The sequence below is a fragment of the Kribbella sp. ALI-6-A genome (genome assembly GCF_001984195.1).
GTDB lineage: Bacteria > Actinomycetota > Actinomycetes > Propionibacteriales > Kribbellaceae > Kribbella.
The window spans coordinates 927670-945668 of the sequence record NZ_MTQN01000010.1; the positions used below are offsets into that span (position 1 = coordinate 927670).

Below are 17999 nucleotides of genomic sequence, written 5' to 3' on the forward strand. Positions count from 1 at the left end.
TGCCCGAAGGTGGACGTGATGGTCATGAGGAAACGTTTCAAGTCGGCGGGTGTTCTCGCCGTGGGCGCACTCTTGCTGGGGGTCTCGGCCTGCAGTCAGGGATCGACCACCAAGACGCCGGAAGCGGGCGCTGCCAGCTCCGGCCCGGCGAACATCAAGATCGCCTACCAGCAGTGGGGCCCGGGCACGGTGATGAAGAACTTCCTCGCCGGCGCGAAGGCCGAGTACGAGGCGGCCAACCCGGGCTCGAAGGTCGAGATCGTGCCGATCGTGGCCAGCGAGAACGACTACTACACCAAGCTGCAGCTGATGATGCGCTCGCCGAACACGGCGCCGGACATCGTCTACGAGGACACCTTCCTGATCAACTCCGACATCACCGCGGGCTACCTGCGGCCGCTGGACGACTACATCAAGGACTGGCCGGACTGGAACCAGTTCGAGGAGACCGCCAAGGGCGCGGCCAAGGCGCAGGACGGCAAGACGTACGGCATCCCGGACGGCACCGACACCCGGGCGCTGTGGTTCAACAAGGAGATCTTCGCCAAGGCCGGCCTGCCCGCCGACTGGCAGCCGAAGAACTGGGACGACGTGCTGACCGCCGCCCGCACCATCAAGCAGAAGGTGCCCGGCGTCATCCCGCTGAACGTGTACTCCGGCAAGCCGATGGGTGAGGCCTCGGCCATGCAGGGCCTGGAGATGCTGCTCTACGGCACCAAGGACACCCTCTACAACTTCGACCAGCAGAAGTGGGTCGTCGGCAGCCAGGGCTTCAAGGACTCGCTGAACTTCATCAAGACGATCTTCGACGAGGGCATCGCGCCCCAGCCGAAGCAGTCGCTGGACCCGAACTGGGGCAACAAGGTCGGTAGCGACCTGCTGCCCAACGGCAAGCTGGCGATCGCGCTGGACGGCTCGTGGCTCTACAACAACTGGCAGAAGACCGGCGCCAAGCCGTGGCCGCAGTGGACCGAGGTGCTCGGCCAGGCCGCGATGCCGACCCAGGACGGCAGCGGCAAGGGCAAGGTCAGCCTGTCCGGCGGCTGGACCTGGGCGATCCCGGCCAAGTCGAAGAACCCCGACGCCGCGTGGAACTTCATCAAGACCCTGCAGACGCAGAAGAACGCGACCAAGTACGCCACCGACGGCGCGCAGATCGCGGTCCGCAAGGACGTCGCGGCCGACGAGGGCTACAAGACCTCGGCCAAGTCCACGCAGTTCTTCACCGACCTGGTGGCGGTGACCGTATACCGGCCGGCGCTGCCGGAGTACCCGAAGGTCTCCAACGAGATCATCACCGCGATGGAAGCGGTGATGACCAAGCAGTCGTCGCCGGAGGAAGCCGCGAAGAACTACGACGAGGCGGTCGAGTCCATCGTCGGCAAGGACAAGACGACCAACCAGAGTCAAGGCCAGTAAGCGGATCCCGTCCCCTGACGGGCTTTGACGAAGGGACTGCTCTGTGACGACGACTGTCGCACCCGCCGCGTCCGCGCCTGCTCCGTCCGGTCACCAGACCGGGCGGGGCGGGCCCCCGCGCGGCGCCAAGCTGCTCAAGATGATGCCGCTGGCACCGGCCATCGGGCTGATGCTGGTCTTCCTGGCCGGCCCGATCATCTACTGCATCTACGCCGCGTTCACGAACATGGCGCTGACCGGGACCGGGGCCAGCGAGGTCCAGTTCGTCGGCCTGGACAACTTCCGCAAGGCCTTCGGCAGCAGCGCGTTCACCAACTCGATCTGGCTGACGCTGGTGTTCACGCTGATCTCCGCGATCATCGGGCAGAACACCCTCGGCCTCGGCCTCGCGCTGCTGATGAAGCGGTCCACCAAGCTGGTCCGCAACTTCGTCGGCACCGCGGTGATCGGCGCGTGGGTGCTGCCGGAGGTGGTCGCGGCGTACCTGCTCAGCGCGTTCTTCAACGACGAGGGCACGCTGAACGTGATCCTGCACAAGGTCGGGCTGCCCGGCCAGGACTGGTTGTACGCGGCCCCGATCATCGCGGTCTCGATCGCGAACATCTGGCGCGGTACGGCGTTCTCGATGCTGGTCTACTCGGCGGCGCTCAGTGAGGTGCCCAAGGAGATCGAGGAGTCGGCCGAGATGGACGGCGCGGCCGGTCTGCGCCGGCTGATCTTCGTCACGCTGCCGATGATCAGCCGCGCGATCATGACCAACCTGATGCTGATCACGCTGCAGACGCTGAGCGTGTTCGGCCTGATCTACGCGATGACCCGCGGCGGGCCCGGCACCAAGAGCCAGACGCTGCCGCTGTACATGTACGAGCAGGCGTTCAGCTTCTCCCAGATCGGCTACGGCACAGCGATCGCGCTGGTGATGCTGGCGATCGGGGCGGTCTTCTCGCTGATCTACCTGCGTGGTTTGAATACGGAGGCCGCATGATCGCCAGAGACCGCGTCAGCAAGCTCACCTCGAACCTGGTGCTGCTGGCGATCGGTGTGCTGTTCGTGCTGCCGCTGCTGTGGGTGTTGTTCGCCTCGATCAACCGGACCGCCGGGCTGACGGTCGAGTTCCCGACCAATCCGACGCTCGGCAACTTCAAGGCGGTGCTGAACACCGACACGACGTACCGGCCGGTGCTGAACGGCATCGTGCTGTGCGGCGGCGCGGCGCTGCTCACGATGATCTGCGCGGTGCTCGCGGCCTATCCGCTGTCGCGGTTCAAGTCGCGTTTCAACCGGCCGTTCCTGCTGACCGTGCTGTTCTGCACCGGGCTGCCGATCACCGCGGTGATGGTCCCGGTCTACGGGCTGTTCGTGCAGCTCAACCTGGTCGACACCCTCGGCGGCACGATCATGTTCATGGCCACCAGCTCGCTGCCCTTCGCGATCTGGCTGACCAAGACGTTCATGGACGGCGTACCGATCTCGCTGGAAGAGGCGGCCTGGGTCGACGGCGCCGGCAACATGCAGGCCCTGCGCCGCATCGTCCTGCCGCTGATGTGGCCGGGCATCGCGGTCGTGCTGATCTTCACCTTCATCGGCATGTGGGGAAACTTCTTTGTCCCCTTCATGCTGCTGCTCTCCCCGGAACGCCTGCCGGCCTCGGTGAGCATCTTCACCTTCTTCGGCCAGTACGGCGAACCGAACTACGGCCAGCTGGCGGCGTACTCGCTGATCTACACGTTCCCCGTGTTGCTGCTCTACCTGCTGCTCAGCCGCAAGCTCGGCGGCGCGTTCGCCCTGGGCGGCGCGATCAAGGGCTGACCCCGCGACGATTGGTGTGCAGCAGCGACCGGCCCAGCGGAGTCAGCGTATGACGGACCGCCGGGCCGGTCCGGTGAGTGGTGATCAGCCCTGCCGACCGCAGGACCGCGGTGTGCTGGCTGGCCGAGGCCGGTGAGATGCCGACCTGGTCAGCCAGTCCCGTGGTGTTCGGCGTACTGGCGACCGCGTGCAGTACGGCGGCGCGGGTGCGGCCGAGGAGGTCGGCGAGCGGTTTGATGCTGCTCAGGTCGTGTGACGGTTTGCCGATCGGGTAGACGATCACTACCGGTTCGTCGCCGACGTCGACGAACGTCGGCACCGGCTGCAAGTACGACGGGACCAGCGTGACCCCACGGCCGTTCGGGGTCAGGTCGATGTCGCTGCCTCCCGGGCACTCGTACGACAACGTCGACGACCTCCAGTGCAGGAGCGGGCTGAGCGTCGACAGCACCCGGTCGATGCCCTGGTCGACGATCAGGGATCCGCGGGCGACCCGATCGGCGTACACGGCCGCGGTGATCTCCGACCAGTACGGCGCCACAGCCAGCTCGTGAAACGCGAGCGCGGCGGCGCGCAGCCGGCGCCGGGCCTGATCGGATCCCGTGGCCAACTCGGCCGTCCGCCCCGGCAGCTGACCCGCCTCGATGCGGGGCACCAGCTCAGCGCGCAGTGTCTCCGTGGGTGTCTCGATCACCCGGTCGAGAGCGCTCGCGAAGTCGCTGCTGTTGACGATCGGGGTCAGGAAGTCCGGAGCCCAGCGCGGCACCCCGCACAGGTCCAGGTAGGGCAGCATCACCGGCCGGAGCCCAGCCCGGGTCTGCGCGTTCCAGGAGGCCAGGTACGCCGGTTGGTGCGGTTGGTTCAACCGCCGACCGGCGGAGCACAGCTCCTGCATCGCGGACGGCATCCGGACCACGACCGTACGACTGAGGTCGCGGGCGGTCAGATGCAGGGTCAGCACCCCACGACTGTGCCATTCAGGCTGGGTCAAAAGGTGTCGACGGACGCCGCGGACCGGCCGAACCTCGCGTCATGATCAAACTTCTCGCGGCCGTGACCGCCCTCCTGACCGTGGCGCAACCCGCGGTCGCCACGCACCACAGCCTGCCCACCACCTACATCGTCTCCCGTGACTCCGGCGTGCTGCCCGAGGGCATCGCCGTGACGCGGGACGGCACGATCTACGTCACCAGTTACGGGACCGGAGCCGTCTATCGCGGCACGGTCCGCGATCCCGAGCTGAAGCCCTTCCTGCCGGCCGGCTCCGACGGCCGGGCTCGCGCGACCGGTGTTCACGTCGACGACCGTGGCCGCGTGTTCGTGGCCGGCTTCGACACCGGTGCGCTGTTCGTCTACTCGGCGGGCGGCGACCTGCTGGCCAAGCGCGCCACTCCAGTCACCGGAACAGCGCTCAACGACCTGGTCATCACCAAGGACGCCGTGTACGTCACCGACTCCCGGACCGGCGTCCTGTGGCGCTCGTCGCTCGCCGGAGGACGGGTCGGCCCGCTGACCCGATGGCTCGGCCCGGAGGATTTCCCTGTCGTACCGGGTTTCCTGAACGGCATCGCGGCCACGCCGGACGGTCGCATCGCACTGGTGGCCGACGGCGGAACCGGCAGTGGTGAACCAGGCGACGACCACCTCTTCCGGATCGACCTCCAGCGCCGGACGGCCACCGAAATGACCGTCAGCGGCGGGCAACTCGGTGTCTCCGACGGGTTGCTGCTCGAGGGCAACCGCCTGTACGGCGTCGTGGACCTGCCCGCGGACGCGACCGGAACCAACCCGTCGGCCGTCAACCTCGCCGTTCTCGACCGTGGCCTGACCGCGGCGTACGTGGTCCGGCAGTCCGGCTCGGTGCCGCGCGCGCAGACGCCGACGACGATCGCGCGGGACCCGGCCGGCCGGTTGCTCTGGGTCAACAGTCAGCTCGGCAATCCCTCGCCCACGGCGCCGTTCACGGTGACGGTGGTGCCCGGACTGCGGTGATCGCGGGGGCCGCCGACGGCGCTCCGCTGTCGGCGAACGGCCCGTCGGGTGGCAGTGACGAGCGGGTAGGTTGGCGGCATGCCGCTGACGTATCCGCTCGTTGAGCAGACTCTGGACAACGGGTTGCGCGTGGTCGTGAGCATCGACCGCGCCGTGCCCATCGTCGCCGTGAACCTCTGGTACGACGTGGGCTCGCGGCACGAGCCGCCGGGTCTGACCGGGTTCGCCCACCTGTTCGAGCACCTGATGTTCCAGGGCTCGCGCAACGTGAAGTCCGGCGAGCACTTCGCCCTGCTGGAGAGCGCGGGCGCGAGCCTGAACGCCTCGACCTTCTTCGACCGGACCAACTACTTCGAGTCCCTGCCCAGCGGTGGGCTCGACCTCGCGCTGTGGCTCGAGGCCGACCGGATGGGCTACCTGCTCGACGCGGTCAACCAGGAGAACCTGGACAACCAGCGCGACGTGGTCAAGGAGGAGAAGCGGCAGAGCTACGACAACCGGCCGTACGGCGACTCCTACGAGCGGCTGGTCCGGCTCGCCTTCCCGCAGAACCACCCGTACGCGCACATGACGATCGGGTCGATGGAGGACCTGGACGCCGCCTCGGTCGAGGACGTGCACGCGTTCTTCCGCAAGTACTACGGCCCGAACAACGCCGTCCTGTCGATCGTCGGTGACGTCGACGAGGAAGAGGCGTTCCAGGCGGCCAAGCGGTACTTCGGTCACCTGCCCGCGATCCCGCAGCCGCCGCCGGCGCCCGACGGCACGATCGGGCCGTTGCAGGGTGTGGCCCGCGACGACGTCGTCGAGGACGTGCCGTCGGACCTGGTCACGATGATGTTCCGGCTGCCCGTCGACGGCACGCCGGAGCTGGACGCCGCGGCGCTGGCGCTCGATGTTCTGGCGGCCGGCCAGAGCGGCCGGCTGAACCGGCGGCTGGTCCGCGACGAGCAGATCGCGCAGTCGGTGTCCGGTGGCGCGCTGCCGCTGATCGGCGGGGTCTCGTTCGGCACGCTGACCGGGATCGCGTCGGACGGCGTCGATCTGCAGAAGGTCGAGGACGCGCTGCTCGAAGAGGTGGAGAAGCTCGCCGCCGACGGGATCACCGAGGACGAGCTGGCCACCGTGCAGGCCCAGGCCGAGCGGGACTGGCTGGAGCAGCTGGCGAGCTGCGCCGGCCGGGCGGACGAGATCTCCCACCACACGCTGCTGTTCGGCGACCCGAACCGGATCAACACCCGGATCGACCAGCTCCGCGCGGTCACCGTCGAGCAGGTGCAGCAAGCCGCGACGCAGTGGATCAGAGCCGAGGGCCGGGTCCAGGTGACCTACCGGAAGAACACCGACGCAACCGAAAGTGGGAACGCATGAGTAGCGGGGCTCTGACCACGCCGCCGGTCGTCGCGCCGCCGCGGCCGTGGACCTTCCCGGCCTCGACCACCACCAGCACCCGCGCCGGTACGCCGGTGCACGTGTTCGACCGGCCGGGCCAGTACGTCGCGACCGTGCGGGTCACGATCGCGCTGCCGCTGTTCGCCGAGCCGCGGGAGCTCGAGGGTGTCGCGACGATCATGTCCCGCACGCTCGACGAGGGCACCGAGCTGCACTCGGCCAACGAGTTCGCCGCGGCGCTCGAGCGGCACGGCGCGGCGTACGGGGTCGATGTCAGCTCCGACGCGCTGCACGTGGAGATCTCGGTGCCGGTCTCGCAGCTGGCTCCGGCGGTCAAGCTGCTCGCGGAGGCGGTCACCCGGCCCGCGTTCAACGCTGCCGACGTGGGTCGGCACGTGACGATCCGGCTCGGCGAGATCAACCAGGAGCGGGCCAACGCGGGCTACCGCGCCCGGGAGACCTTCGCCGCGCACCTGTTCGACCCGAGCACGCGCCGCTCCCGCCCCACCGCCGGTACGCCGGACACGATCCGCCGGCTGACCAACGCCGAGGTCGCGCGGTTCTACCGCGACAACGTCGGTCCGGCCCGGGCGCAGATCCTGTTCGCCGGCGACGCGACCGGCGTGGACGTGGCCGGTATCGTCGACGACGCGTTCGGCGACTGGACCGCGCAGGCGGGTCCCGCGCTGGAGACCCCCGAGCCGCTGTACGTCGTGGGCGATCGCATCGTGCTGGTGGACCGGCCGGGCTCGGTCCAGAGCCAGCTGCTGATCGGCTGTCCCGGACCGGACCGCCGCGAGGACATCTGGGGCGCGGCCGCGGTCGCGAACCACGTGGTCGGCGGCACGATCACGTCGCGCGTCGACACCGTGCTGCGCGAGGAGAAGGGCTACACCTACGGCACCCGGTCCAGCTTCACCGCGGCGCGCAAGGGTGGCACGTTCAGCCTCGGCGGCGCGGTCCGGACCGAGGTGACCGGGGCCGCGATCACCGACGCGCTGCGCATCCTGCGGGAGGCCCGTGACGGGCTGACCGACAAGGAGGTCGGCGAGTCGAAGGACAACCTGATCCGGACCGCGCCGCTGCGCTACGAGCAGGCCGACTCGATCGCCCAGCAGGTCGGCAGCAACATCGCCGCCGGCGTACCGCTGGACTTCGCCGACACCTACCTGGCCCAGATCGCCGCGACGACCGCCGAGTCCGCCACCGAGGCCTACCGGCGCTACGTGGGAACCAACGGGCTGCTGGTGATCGTCGTAGGGGAGGCCAAGGAAGTTCGCGACCAGCTCACGGGGCTGGGCGACGTGACGGAACTGAGCTGACGGACTGACATCCTCTGCTCAGGCCCTACCGGCCCTGAGCAGAGGAGCAGTCATGTCGTTCGGTGAGCGACCGCAGGACCAGCCGCGGAACCAGTCGCAGTACCCGCAGTACGGGCGGCCCGATCAAGGGCGGCCGGGGTACGGCAACTACCCGCTCCAGCCGGGCTGTCCCGATCAGCCCGCGTACGGCGTACTGCGGGACAACTCCAACGCGACCGTGGCGCTGGTGCTCGGCCTGCTGCCGCTGATCACCGGGCTGCTGATCCTCTCGCCGATCGCCTGGTGGAAGGCGAACCAGGCACTGGCCGAGATCGACGCGGCGCCCGGCGTCTACAACAATCGCGGCATGGCCGTCGGCGGCCAGATCGCCGGCATCATCGGAACCGTTCTGCTGATCCTGGTCGTCGTCGGCGTGGCCGCGATGCTGCTGCTGTTCGGAGTCTTCCTGGACTGAGCCTCCAGCAGTTGACCGCGCCACCACGGCGGTCATTCGTTTGATTGGAAAACTGACAACGTCCGCCCCCTCCCATCGCGCGCACGGCTGACTTACGTTGTGCGCGTCACACTCACTCCTGGGAGGGGATCCGCTCGTGAGAGACGTCCGCAGATCGTTGTACGCGGCATCGGGTGCGTTCGCACTCGTCGCGGCCGGCCTGGCCGTGCCGGCCGTGGCCGGGGCGCAGGCCGCCGGTGGCAGCACGGAGTACCTGGTGCTGATCGAGCAAGGGGCCGACCGCGCCGAGGCCCTGGCCGCCGTGAAGGCCGCCGGTGGCGAAGTGGTCAAGGAGAACAAGAACCTGGGCACGATCACCGTGCGGGCCGCCTCGTCCGGCTTCTCCACCCGGGTCTCGGCGTCGGGCGCGGTCGAGGGTGCCGCCCGGAGCCGGCCGATCGGGCAGTTGCCGCGGACCAAGCCGCGGACGATCGAGCAGGAGAACCGGGGCGCGGCCGCGAAGCAGTCGAAGGCGGCGAAGAAGAGCGCCAAGGGCATGGATCCGCTCGACGCCAAGCTGTGGGGCCTGAGGATGGTCCGCTCCGACCTGGCCCGCACCGTCCAGCCCGGCCGCAAGCAGGTCAAGGTCGGCATCCTGGACTCCGGGATCGACGCCCGCAACCCCGACATCGCGCCGAACTTCGACTGGAAGCTGTCCCGCAACTTCGCCACCGACGTGCCCGAGTACGACGGCGCGTGCGAGTTCCGCGGCTGCGTCGACCCGGTCGGCTGGGACGACAGCGGCCACGGCACCCACGTGGCCGGCACGATCGGTGCCGCGGTCAACGGTCTCGGGGTCTCCGGGGTCGCGCCGAAGGTGACGCTGGTCCAGATCCGCGGCGGCCAGGACAGCGGTCTGGTCTTCCTCAACCCGGTGCTCGACGCGCTCACCTACGCCGGTGACGTCGGCCTGGACGTGGTCAACATGTCGTTCTACGTCGACCCGTGGCTGTACAACTGCATCAACAACCCGGCCGACAGCCCGGAGGCCCAGCTCGAGCAGCGGACCACGATCCGGGCGATGACGCGCGCACTCAACTACGCGCACCACCGCGACGTCACGCTGGTCGGCTCGCTCGGCAACAACCACGAGGACCTCGGCAAGCCGCGGCCGGACACCAGCAGCCCGGACTTCGGCGACGTCCCGCCGTACACGCGGCCGATCGACAACGCGACCTGTTTCGACCTGCCGGTCGAGGGGCCGCACGTGATCGGCGTGTCGGCGCTCGGTCCGTCGGGCAACAAGGCCGACTACTCCAATTACGGCGTGGAGCAGACCGAGGTGTCGGCGCCGGGTGGCTGGTTCCGCGACTACTTCGGCACGCCGCAGCACCGGGTCAACGAGAACCTGATCCTGTCGACGTACCCGGTGAACACGTTGCAGGTCGACGGCCTGGTCGATGCCAACGGCAACATCACGCCGGACGGCGTCACGGCCGGCGTGGAGAAGCAGTGCCCGCCCGGTGTCACCGACTACACCAAGTGCGGCTACTACAACTGGTTGCAGGGCACGTCGATGGCGTCGCCGCACGCGAGCGGTGTCGCCGCGCTGATCGTCAGCGAGTACGGCCGCGGTGGCAAGGGCGGCTTCAGCTACTCGCCGGACAAGGTCCGCAAGATCCTGCTCGGTACGGCGCAGGAGCGGGCCTGCCCGAACCCGCCGCTGGTGACCTACATCAACGAGGGCCGGACGCCGGAATGGAACGCGCTGTGCGAGGGGACCCGCAGCTTCAACGGGTTCTACGGTCACGGCATCGTGGACGCGTGGGCGGCGGTGACCAGGTACTGACGCTGTGGTGAGCAAGGGCCCGGCCGCGGCGGTTGCCGCGACCGGGCCCTTGGCCGTGAGTGGGGGTCAGCCGGCGATGTAGTTGGACAGCTGTTCCTTCTCGAACTCGAGTTCGCCGATGCGGGACTTGACCACGTCGCCGATGCTGACGATGCCGGTCAGCCGGTCGTCGACGACGACCGGGACGTGCCGGATCCGCTGGTCGGTCATCAGCCGCATCAGGTTGTCGATCAGGTCGTCCGGGCCGCAGGTGTGCACCGGCGACGTCATGATCGCGCTGACCCGGACCTGGCCGGCCTCGGGTGTCGCGTTGAGCAGCCGGACCACGTCGCGTTCGGACACGATGCCGGCCACGCTGGAGCCGTCCGGGCTGACCACGAGCGCGCCGACGTTGTGCTCGGCGAGCAGCGCTAGCAGCTCGGTGACGGTGGCTTCGGGGGAGATGGTGACGACTTGGTTGCCCTTGCCGCGCAAAACGTCGTTGATCTTCACGGAGCCTCCTGCTGGATCGAGAGCCCAAGACCCCACGGTAGCGTCAACCGGCCGCCAGCGGCAGATCTGGCAGAATGCGGATGGTGACCACCGCCCGTCCCGCCCGCCGGAACCGAGGTCCGTTCTCGTCACCTTCGGTGATCGGGTGAGCTGGCGGCACGACCTCGCGGTGCTGCGGCACCGGGACGTCAGGATCTTCGTCTCGGCCCGGTTCGTCGCGCTGCTCGGCTCCTCGATCGCCCCGATCGCGCTGGTCTTCGCGGTCCTGGACGTGTCGGACTCGGCCAGTGCCGTCGGCCTGGTCCTCGCGGCCCGCAGCATCCCGAACGTCGTACTGCTGCTGATCGGCGGCGTGATCTCCGACCGGCTGCCCCGCAACGTCGTGCTGATCGTCGCCAGCACGCTCAGCGCCCTGACCCAGGCGCTGGCCGCGGTCCTGGTGCTGTCCGGTCACGCGCAGATCTGGCAGCTGGTGGTGATCGAGGCGATCAACGGCGCGGCCGCGGCGTTCCTGATGCCCGCGATGGCCGGGGTCCTGCCCGCGCTGGTCGACCCCGTCGAGCTTCCGCAGGCCAACGCCGTGTCCGGGTTCGCCCGGTCCGCCGCGCTGGTCGGTGGCGGCGCGGTGGCCGGGGTGATCGTCGGCTTCACCAGTCCCGGCGTCGGGCTGGCCGTCGACGCGGCGACGTTCCTGCTGGCGGTCGTCCTGCTCGCCCGGCTGACGCTGCCGCCGGTCGAACGCTCGCGGACGTCGATCGTGCGCGACCTGCGCGACGGCTGGACCGAGTTCGCGTCCCGGCAGTGGGTGTGGAGCGTGGTCGCGGCGTTCAGCGTGCTGAACCTGGTCTTCACCGCCGCCTACTCGACGCTCGGTCCGGTGATCGCCGACGACACCTTCGGCCGGGCCGGCTGGGGCGCGGTCAGCGCCTGCTTCGGCGCCGGTTTGATTGCCGGCGGCATCCTGATGATCCGTTACCCACCGCGCTACCCGGTCCGGGTCGGCATGATCGGCATGCTGTCGGCGCTGCCGGTCTTCGTGGCGCTGGCGCTGTGGCCGACCACGATCACGGTCGCCGTAGCGGCCTTCGTCGTCGGCCTCGGGTTCGAGATCTTCGGCATCGGCTGGGAGACCGCGCTCGGCCAGCACATCCCGCTCGACAAGCTGTCCCGCGTCGCGTCGTACGACATGCTGGGCTCGTTCGTCACCGGACCGCTCGGGCAGTTGCTGGTCGGTTCCGTCGTCGCGGCGACCAGCGCCAAGGCCGTTGAGCTGTACGGCGCCGGGATCTACCTGGTCGTCGTGGTGCTCACGTTGATGGTGCCGGCGGTCTGGCGCCTGCAGCGCTACACGACCGACGACCGGTAGAGCGTTGTCCCGCCCGGGACGGGCCCGGGCGGGACTCCGGGTCAGGGAGTGAACGCCTCGCTGAGCTCGGTCTGCGGAAGACCTCCGTTGAGGGCTCGGTAGAACGGGTGATCGGGAGTCAGGTCAGCGCGGTGCACCGACCGGCCGGTGAGGGCCGAGGCGTAGAGCGCGGTGACGAACTCCATCGTCGGCCGGGTGGCGGCCAGGGTGGTGTCGTGCTTCTGCCCGGTCAGCAGGTCGTCGACCAGGCGGCCCAGCTGGGCTTCGTGGTTGCTCGGCATGTCCTCGCCGGCCGACGCGGTCCACGGGTCGCCCTGCTCCGGTGCGGGGGAGTACGTCCAGTCGGCGTCGGAGTAGCCGTACAGGTGGTTGACCTCCAGCGTGCCTTCGGTCGTGTCGATCCGGATCCTGCTCAGCTCCCGGGGCGACAGCAGGCTGTTGATCACCGTCGCCACGGCGTTGCTCTCGAAGATCACCGACGCCGTCGACACGTCCTCGAACTCGACCGGACGGTCCAGCCGGACGGCGGTGGCGTTGATCGTGCGCCACGGCCCGAGCAGGTGCAGCAGCAGGTCGATCTGATGGATGCCGTGGCCGAGCGTCGGACCGCCGCCTTCGCCGACCCACGTGCCGCGCCACTCCGGCGCGAAGTAGCCCCGGGGCCGGAACCACAACGTCTCGCAGACCGCGACCTGCGGCGTACCGAGTGCGCCGCTGCCGAGCAGGTCGGCCGCCCGGACCGCTCCGGATCCGTGCCGGTGCTGGAAAACCACGTACACCGAGCCTGCGCTGGTTCGCTCGGCCGCCGCGACCGCGTCCATCTCGGCCAGGCTCAGCACGGGAGGCTTCTCCAGCAGGACGGACTTCCCGGCCGCCAGGACCTCGATCGCGATCGCGGCGTGGCTGCCCGGCGGTGTGGTCACCGAGACCAGGTCCGGGGCCTCCGCGGCCAGGAGCTCCGTCACGCTCGGGTAGACCCGCGTGCCGTGCTTCTCGGCGAAGGTCTGAGCCTTCTCCGCGACGGTGTCGACGACCCCGACGAGCTCGGTCCGGCCGGTGCTCGCGTAGCTCTCCGCGTGCCGGTGACTGATGCCACCGGCACCGACCACCGCCACCTTCAGGAGGTTGCCCGGCGCAACCTGTTCGGCCGTCATCGGGCCGCCCCGCGGACGGCGGCGTTCTGCTGGGCGGTCAGCGCCAGGCGCATGGTCTCGAAGGTGTGCTCCTGCGGTGCCGCCGTCGTGGTCCGCTCCCGTACGTCGTGCACCAGGTCCGGGTAGTAGGTCAGCTCGACGTCGGAGCAGTCGATGTACTCGGTGCGTTCGTGGTTGACCAGGAACAGGTGGTCGCCGCCGTCGCGGCCGGCGATGTCGACGTACTTGCGCATCTCGATGTAGCCGTCGGTGCCGAGGATCATCAACCGGCCGTCACCCCACGTGCCCAGGCCCTCGGGGGTGTACCAGTCGACCCGGATGTAACCCTGGGCGTTCTCGCTGCGCAGCATGAGGTCACCGAAGTCCTGCAGGCCGGGTTTGTCGGGGTTCGCGAAGTTGCCGACCGTGCTGGCCACCACCTCCGCGGTCCGCGACCCGGTGAACCAGAGGAACTGGTCGATCTGGTGGGAGGCGATGTCGACCAGGATCCCGCCGTACCGGGCCTTGTCGTAGAACCAGTCCGGCCGGCCGCTGCCACCGCCGAGGTGGCCGCGGTCGCCGATCCGGTGCGGGCCGAGGCCGAGCGTCTGGACCACGGTGCCGATCTTCCCGGCGCGGACCAGCTCGCCGGCCTTCTGCACGCACCGCACCTCGAACCGCTCCGAGAACGTCACCGACCAGAACCGGCCGGTCTCGGCCACTGCCTTCTCGATCGCCTCCAACTGCTCGAAGCTGACGCAACCGGGCTTGTCGGCGACCACGTCCTTGCCGGCGCGCAGGGCCGCGACGGCGATCGGTCCGCGCCGGTCCGGCACCGCGGCGGTCACGATCAGGTCGATCCCGTCCCGGGCGATCAGTTCGTCGGGGCTGTCGACCACGGGGACGTCGGGGTAGCGCTCGCGGACCTGCGCCGCGATCGCGGCCGACGGGTCGTCGGTCGCCATCGCGACGAACTCCGCGCCGGCCTTGATCAGGCCGGCGATCTGACCGAACGCGTGCGCGTGGTCGAGACCGACGGCGGCGAACCTGACGGGCTGAGTGGAGGTCAAAGGGGTTCCTTTCGAATCAGCGTGATGCTTCGAGGGCCTGGGCGAACTCTTCGGCGATCTGGTCGCCGCCACCGCTCTTCCACTTCTTGACCGCGCCGGCCCAGGCGGAAACCGGTTGGCGGCCCTGGATGATGTCGTTGGTCAACTGGGTCATCGTCTCGGTGAGCTGCGGCCCCTTGCGGACGTTGGTCTCGGAGTACAGGCCGGCGACCGGGTCGGCGATCGCGTCGGGACACAGCTGCTTCATGGCGTTGAACTCCGCCGCACTGTTGCCCTCCTTCTCCGGCAGGAAGATCGTCCACGGGCTGTCGGCCTGGTACATCAGCCCGAGCTGGGTCTCGCTGAAGCCCTTGGGGGTGAGAACAGGATTGCCGTTGACGACCCGGTGGTGGACACCGGGGAGGCCGAACTTGCGGAACAGGTACTCCTGGGTGCCGAACGGCGCCGCGAGGAAGTTCAGGTACGCCAGCAGCGTCTCGACCCGGGCCTCGGCCTTCTTGCTGATCGCCGTGAACCCGATGGCGGGCGCCCCGAGCCAGATCCGGCCCTGCCCGGAGCCGTCGTGCTTGGGCGGCGGAATGATGCCGATCCGGGTCTGCGGGTCGACCGTGGTCTGCAGGTAGCTCGGCCAGGCGCTGAAGGTGTCGACGGCCAGCGCGCTCGTGCCGTTGCCGAACCGCACCTTGAGGTCCTGGTTCTGGCCGCTGAACGCGTCGGGGTGGACGTAGCCGGAGCTCCACAGCTTGCGCAGCAGCTCGAAGGCCTGCTCGTGGGCCTCGTGCTCGAAGTAGCTGACCACGGCCGTGCCGTTCTCGCTCCAGTTGTTCGGCATGTCGAACATATTGCGGACGAACGCCGTCGGCGCGGCCGCCAGCGCGAAGCGGTTCCGGCGCCGGTCGGTCAACGCCTTGCACAGCTCGACGAACTCGTCGGCGTTCTTGACCTGGGCGCTGAGTCCTCGCTGCTCCAGCAGGTCCGCGCGGCAGTAGAGCGCCTGCGAACTGATCGCTCCGCGCGAGATCGGGACGCCGTAGACCTTGTTGCCGAAGATGCACGCGTTCCAGGCGGTCTCGGGCAGGTTCGCCAGGAACGGGTACTTCTTGATCTTGTCCCCGGCCAGGTGCGGGGTCAGGTCGGTGGCTTTGGCCTGCAGCAGCTGCGGGACCTGGGGGACGGCACCGACGAGGAAGATGTCGGCGAGCTGGTCGCCCGCGACCGTGGTGGCGAACTTCTGGGTGTAGTCCACCGACGGCGTCAGGCTGACCGAGACCGGCGATCCGACCCGATTGTTGAGCTCCTGCCAGAACAGGTTCTGCTCGACCTTCGGCGGGATCGGCGTGTTGGTGTAGGTGAGGACGTTGATGGGTTTGCCGTCGCCCGGCGGTGCCTCCACGGCGCGGACCGGGTTGGCCGGGTAGCGCAGGAACGCGTTCGGGATGTTGTACTCGGCACCCGCGAGGTCCGGCTCGACCCCGGTGTAGCGCAGGTACGCCGGCCGGACGTCCGAGCTCGCGCCGCTGGTGTCCGCGCCGCTGGTGCCGCCTCGGCCTTCGTTCGAGCAGCCGGCGGCGCCGGCCAGACCGAACGCTCCCAGCCCGGCCAGCAGCGTGCGCCGGGTGACCAGCCGTGAATCAGGTGTGCTCATGGTGAAACCCCTTTCGTGTCAGCCCTTCACGGCGCCGGTCAGCACGCCCTTGGCGAAATGCCGCTGGACGAACGGGTAGACGCACAGGATCGGAACGATCGAAATCATCAGAATCGCCATCTGGATGGAGGTCTGGGGCGGCAGTGCCTCGCTGCCGCCGCCCAGATCCTGGGCGCCGATCTCGACGCCGTTCACGACGTAGGTCCGCAGGACCAGCTGCAGCGGCCACTTGCTGCTGTCGCTGAGGTAGAGCAGCGCGCCGAAGAAGCTGTTCCAGTAGCCGACGGCGTAGAACAGGCCGACCACCGCGACGACCGCCTTGGACAGCGGCAGGCCGATGTACCAGAACAGCTTCCACTCCGACGCGCCGTCGATCCGGGCCGAGTCGAGCACCTCGCCGGGCAGGCCGACGAAGTACGCCCGGACCACGATGACGTTGAACGCGCTCACCGACACCGGGAGGATGACCGCCCACAGGCTGTTCAGCAGCCCGAACTGCTGGATCACCAGGTAGCTCGGGATCAGTCCGGGATTGAACAGCAGGCTGACCAGGACGAGCAGCAGCAGAGGTTTGTTGCCCACGGTGCCGCGCCGGCTCAGCGCCCAGCCCAGCGTGCAGGTGAGCAGCAGGGCGATCGTCGTTCCGACGACGGTGATGAACCCGCTCACCAGGATCGACTGGGTCACCGTGCCGCCGGACAGGATCGACTTGTACGCCGACAGGTCGATCCCGTCGGTCGGCAGCAGTACGAAACCACCGGCCCGGATGACTTCCTCGGGGCTCGCCAGGCTGGTCGAGATCACGCCGACGAACGGGAACACGACCGCGCCGCAGATCACGGTGAGGAACACGGCCTTGAGAACGCGTTCGGTGCGTCCGGGCATCGGCATACCGCCCACCAGGACCGGTTGCCGCTTGCCGAGACGATGATTGGGTGCGCTCATCCTCGGTACACCCCTTCCTCACCGAGCCGGTGGGCCAGCTTGTTGGCGGCCAGGACCAGGGCCAGCGCCACGACGCTCTTGACCAGGCCGACGGCGGCCGCGGCACCCCAGTCGCCGCCGATGATCCCGTTGTTGTAGACGTAGGTGTCGAGCACTTCGCTCGTGCCGATCCCGACGGCCGGCTGCTGCAGGATGATCTGCTCGAAGCCGACGGTCAGCGAGTCGCCGAGCTTGAGGATCAGCAGCAGGATGATGATCGGTTTCAGGCCCGGCAGCGTGACGTGCCAGGTCTGCCGCCACCGCCCGGCGCCGTCGGCGGCGGACGCCTCGTACAGCGACCGGTCGATCTGCGACAGCACGGCCAGGAACAGGATCGTGGCCCAGCCGGTGTCCTTCCACATCACCTGCGAGGTGAGCAGCGCCCGGAACGCCTCGGCGTTGCCGATCACGTGGATCGGGTCGTACCCGTGCGAGCGCAGCCAGTTGTTGATCATCCCGGTGCCGCCCAGCACCTGCTGGAAGACCGCGACCACGATCACCCACGACATGAAGTGCGGCAGGTAGATGATGGTCTGGACGATCTGCCGGATCCGGTTCGACAGCAGGCTGTGCAGGACCAGCGCGACCACGATCGGGGCGGGGAACACGATGACGGTCTGGATCGCGGTCAGGATCAGCGTGTTCTTCACGGCGTTGAGGAACTCGGGGTCGCCGTTGAAGACGATCGAGAAGTTCTCGAAGCCGCTCCACAGGCTCTGGTTGACTCCCAGGTAGGGCTGGTAGTCCTGGAACGCGATGACGTTGCCCCACAGCGGGTAGTACTGGAAAGCACAGACGACCAGCATTCCGGGAATGGCCAGCAAGAGCACCGGATAATCCCGCCGTAAACGCAGGAGGAGCGAAATTTTTCGTTCGCCGGCGGTCGGCTCGAAACGGGGGCGGTCGCGAGTGGTGTCACTTGGCGCAGGGGCGAGGTCGGCATCAGTCATAGGCACTCCTCGAGTGGGCCTAAAAAAGTGATCGATCCACTTTTGAGGCGATAGCTAACCGCACGGGTCAGGGGGTGTCAACCCTTCGGACATCGCTGGAACGACGGCGGGATGGTCACTCTTCGTGCCCGTGTGCCGATTGA

General features: G+C 68.7%; 16 protein-coding genes. 9 read left to right on the forward strand and 7 right to left on the reverse strand.

The window, feature by feature from the left end:
* Window positions 1-24 precede the first annotated feature (24 nt).
* Genes BWI15_RS18755 through BWI15_RS18765 form a run of 3 tightly spaced genes read left to right on the forward strand, consistent with a single transcriptional unit; the run spans window position 25 to window position 3228 of the window.
* The gene (locus tag BWI15_RS18755) at window positions 25-1419 is read left to right on the forward strand and encodes an extracellular solute-binding protein (RefSeq protein WP_077016083.1); all 1395 of its coding nucleotides are present in this window, start codon (window positions 25-27) and stop codon (window positions 1417-1419) included.
* A 43-nt stretch (window positions 1420-1462) separates the two neighbouring features.
* Window positions 1463-2404, forward strand: coding sequence for a carbohydrate ABC transporter permease (locus BWI15_RS18760; RefSeq protein WP_193432170.1), 942 nt, complete (start codon window positions 1463-1465; stop codon window positions 2402-2404).
* The gene (locus tag BWI15_RS18765) at window positions 2401-3228 is read left to right on the forward strand and encodes a carbohydrate ABC transporter permease (protein ID WP_077015669.1); all 828 of its coding nucleotides are present in this window, start codon (window positions 2401-2403) and stop codon (window positions 3226-3228) included. Before BWI15_RS18760 ends, BWI15_RS18765 begins: the two co-directional genes overlap by 4 nt.
* Here BWI15_RS18765 and BWI15_RS18770 read toward each other — a convergent pair.
* A complete protein-coding gene (locus tag BWI15_RS18770) occupies window positions 3218-4189 on the reverse strand; it encodes an ArsR/SmtB family transcription factor (RefSeq protein ID WP_077015670.1) in 972 nt (323 codons plus the stop codon). The two genes, BWI15_RS18765 and BWI15_RS18770, sit on opposite strands and share 11 nt — an antisense overlap.
* Before the next feature lie 71 nt (window positions 4190-4260).
* Here BWI15_RS18770 and BWI15_RS18775 point away from each other — a divergent pair, with 71 nt between their 5' ends.
* From BWI15_RS18775 to BWI15_RS18795, 5 genes are all read left to right on the forward strand, one after another.
* Window positions 4261-5220, forward strand: coding sequence for a superoxide dismutase (locus BWI15_RS18775; protein WP_077015671.1), 960 nt, complete (start codon window positions 4261-4263; stop codon window positions 5218-5220).
* 78 nt (window positions 5221-5298) lie between these two features.
* Window positions 5299-6591 carry a M16 family metallopeptidase gene (locus BWI15_RS18780; protein ID WP_077015672.1) on the forward strand — a complete coding sequence of 431 codons (1293 nt, stop codon included), beginning with the start codon at window positions 5299-5301 and terminating at the stop codon, window positions 6589-6591.
* Window positions 6588-7934 (forward strand): M16 family metallopeptidase, encoded by a 1347-nt coding sequence (locus BWI15_RS18785; RefSeq protein ID WP_077015673.1) that lies wholly within the window; start codon window positions 6588-6590, stop codon window positions 7932-7934. Before BWI15_RS18780 ends, BWI15_RS18785 begins: the two co-directional genes overlap by 4 nt.
* Window positions 7935-7986: 52 nt before the next feature.
* Window positions 7987-8388: a hypothetical protein gene (locus BWI15_RS18790; protein ID WP_077015674.1), complete on the forward strand. Its 402-nt coding sequence runs from the start codon at window positions 7987-7989 to the stop codon at window positions 8386-8388.
* A gap of 136 nt (window positions 8389-8524) precedes the next feature.
* Window positions 8525-10216: a S8 family peptidase gene (locus tag BWI15_RS18795; RefSeq protein ID WP_077015675.1), complete on the forward strand. Its 1692-nt coding sequence runs from the start codon at window positions 8525-8527 to the stop codon at window positions 10214-10216.
* Window positions 10217-10282: 66 nt separating this feature from the next.
* On the opposite strand, the gene BWI15_RS18800 is transcribed toward BWI15_RS18795, so the two are convergent.
* A complete protein-coding gene (locus BWI15_RS18800) occupies window positions 10283-10708 on the reverse strand; it encodes a CBS domain-containing protein (RefSeq protein ID WP_077015676.1) in 426 nt (141 codons plus the stop codon).
* Between the two features lie 145 nt (window positions 10709-10853).
* Between BWI15_RS18800 and BWI15_RS18805 the strand changes: the two genes are divergently transcribed.
* Window positions 10854-12074 carry an MFS transporter gene (locus tag BWI15_RS18805; RefSeq protein WP_077015677.1) on the forward strand — a complete coding sequence of 407 codons (1221 nt, stop codon included), beginning with the start codon at window positions 10854-10856 and terminating at the stop codon, window positions 12072-12074.
* Between the two features lie 41 nt (window positions 12075-12115).
* On the opposite strand, the gene BWI15_RS18810 is transcribed toward BWI15_RS18805, so the two are convergent.
* From BWI15_RS18810 to BWI15_RS18830, 5 genes are read right to left on the reverse strand one after another with little or no spacing between them, the layout of a single operon-like run.
* The gene (locus BWI15_RS18810; protein WP_077015678.1) at window positions 12116-13228 is read right to left on the reverse strand and encodes a Gfo/Idh/MocA family protein; all 1113 of its coding nucleotides are present in this window, start codon (window positions 13226-13228) and stop codon (window positions 12116-12118) included.
* Window positions 13225-14277 (reverse strand): Gfo/Idh/MocA family protein, encoded by a 1053-nt coding sequence (locus tag BWI15_RS18815; protein WP_077015679.1) that lies wholly within the window; start codon window positions 14275-14277, stop codon window positions 13225-13227. Before BWI15_RS18815 ends, BWI15_RS18810 begins: the two co-directional genes overlap by 4 nt.
* Window positions 14278-14293: 16 nt before the next feature.
* On the reverse strand, window positions 14294-15922 hold the full coding sequence (locus tag BWI15_RS18820; RefSeq protein WP_077015680.1) for an extracellular solute-binding protein: 1629 nt from the start codon (window positions 15920-15922) through the stop codon (window positions 14294-14296).
* Window positions 15923-15940: 18 nt separating this feature from the next.
* Entirely contained in the window at window positions 15941-16867 is a 927-nt protein-coding gene (locus tag BWI15_RS18825) for a carbohydrate ABC transporter permease (protein WP_083750857.1), read from the reverse strand.
* Window positions 16864-17736: an ABC transporter permease gene (locus tag BWI15_RS18830; protein WP_237771349.1), complete on the reverse strand. Its 873-nt coding sequence runs from the start codon at window positions 17734-17736 to the stop codon at window positions 16864-16866. Before BWI15_RS18830 ends, BWI15_RS18825 begins: the two co-directional genes overlap by 4 nt.
* Between the last annotated feature and the right edge of the window lie 263 nt (window positions 17737-17999).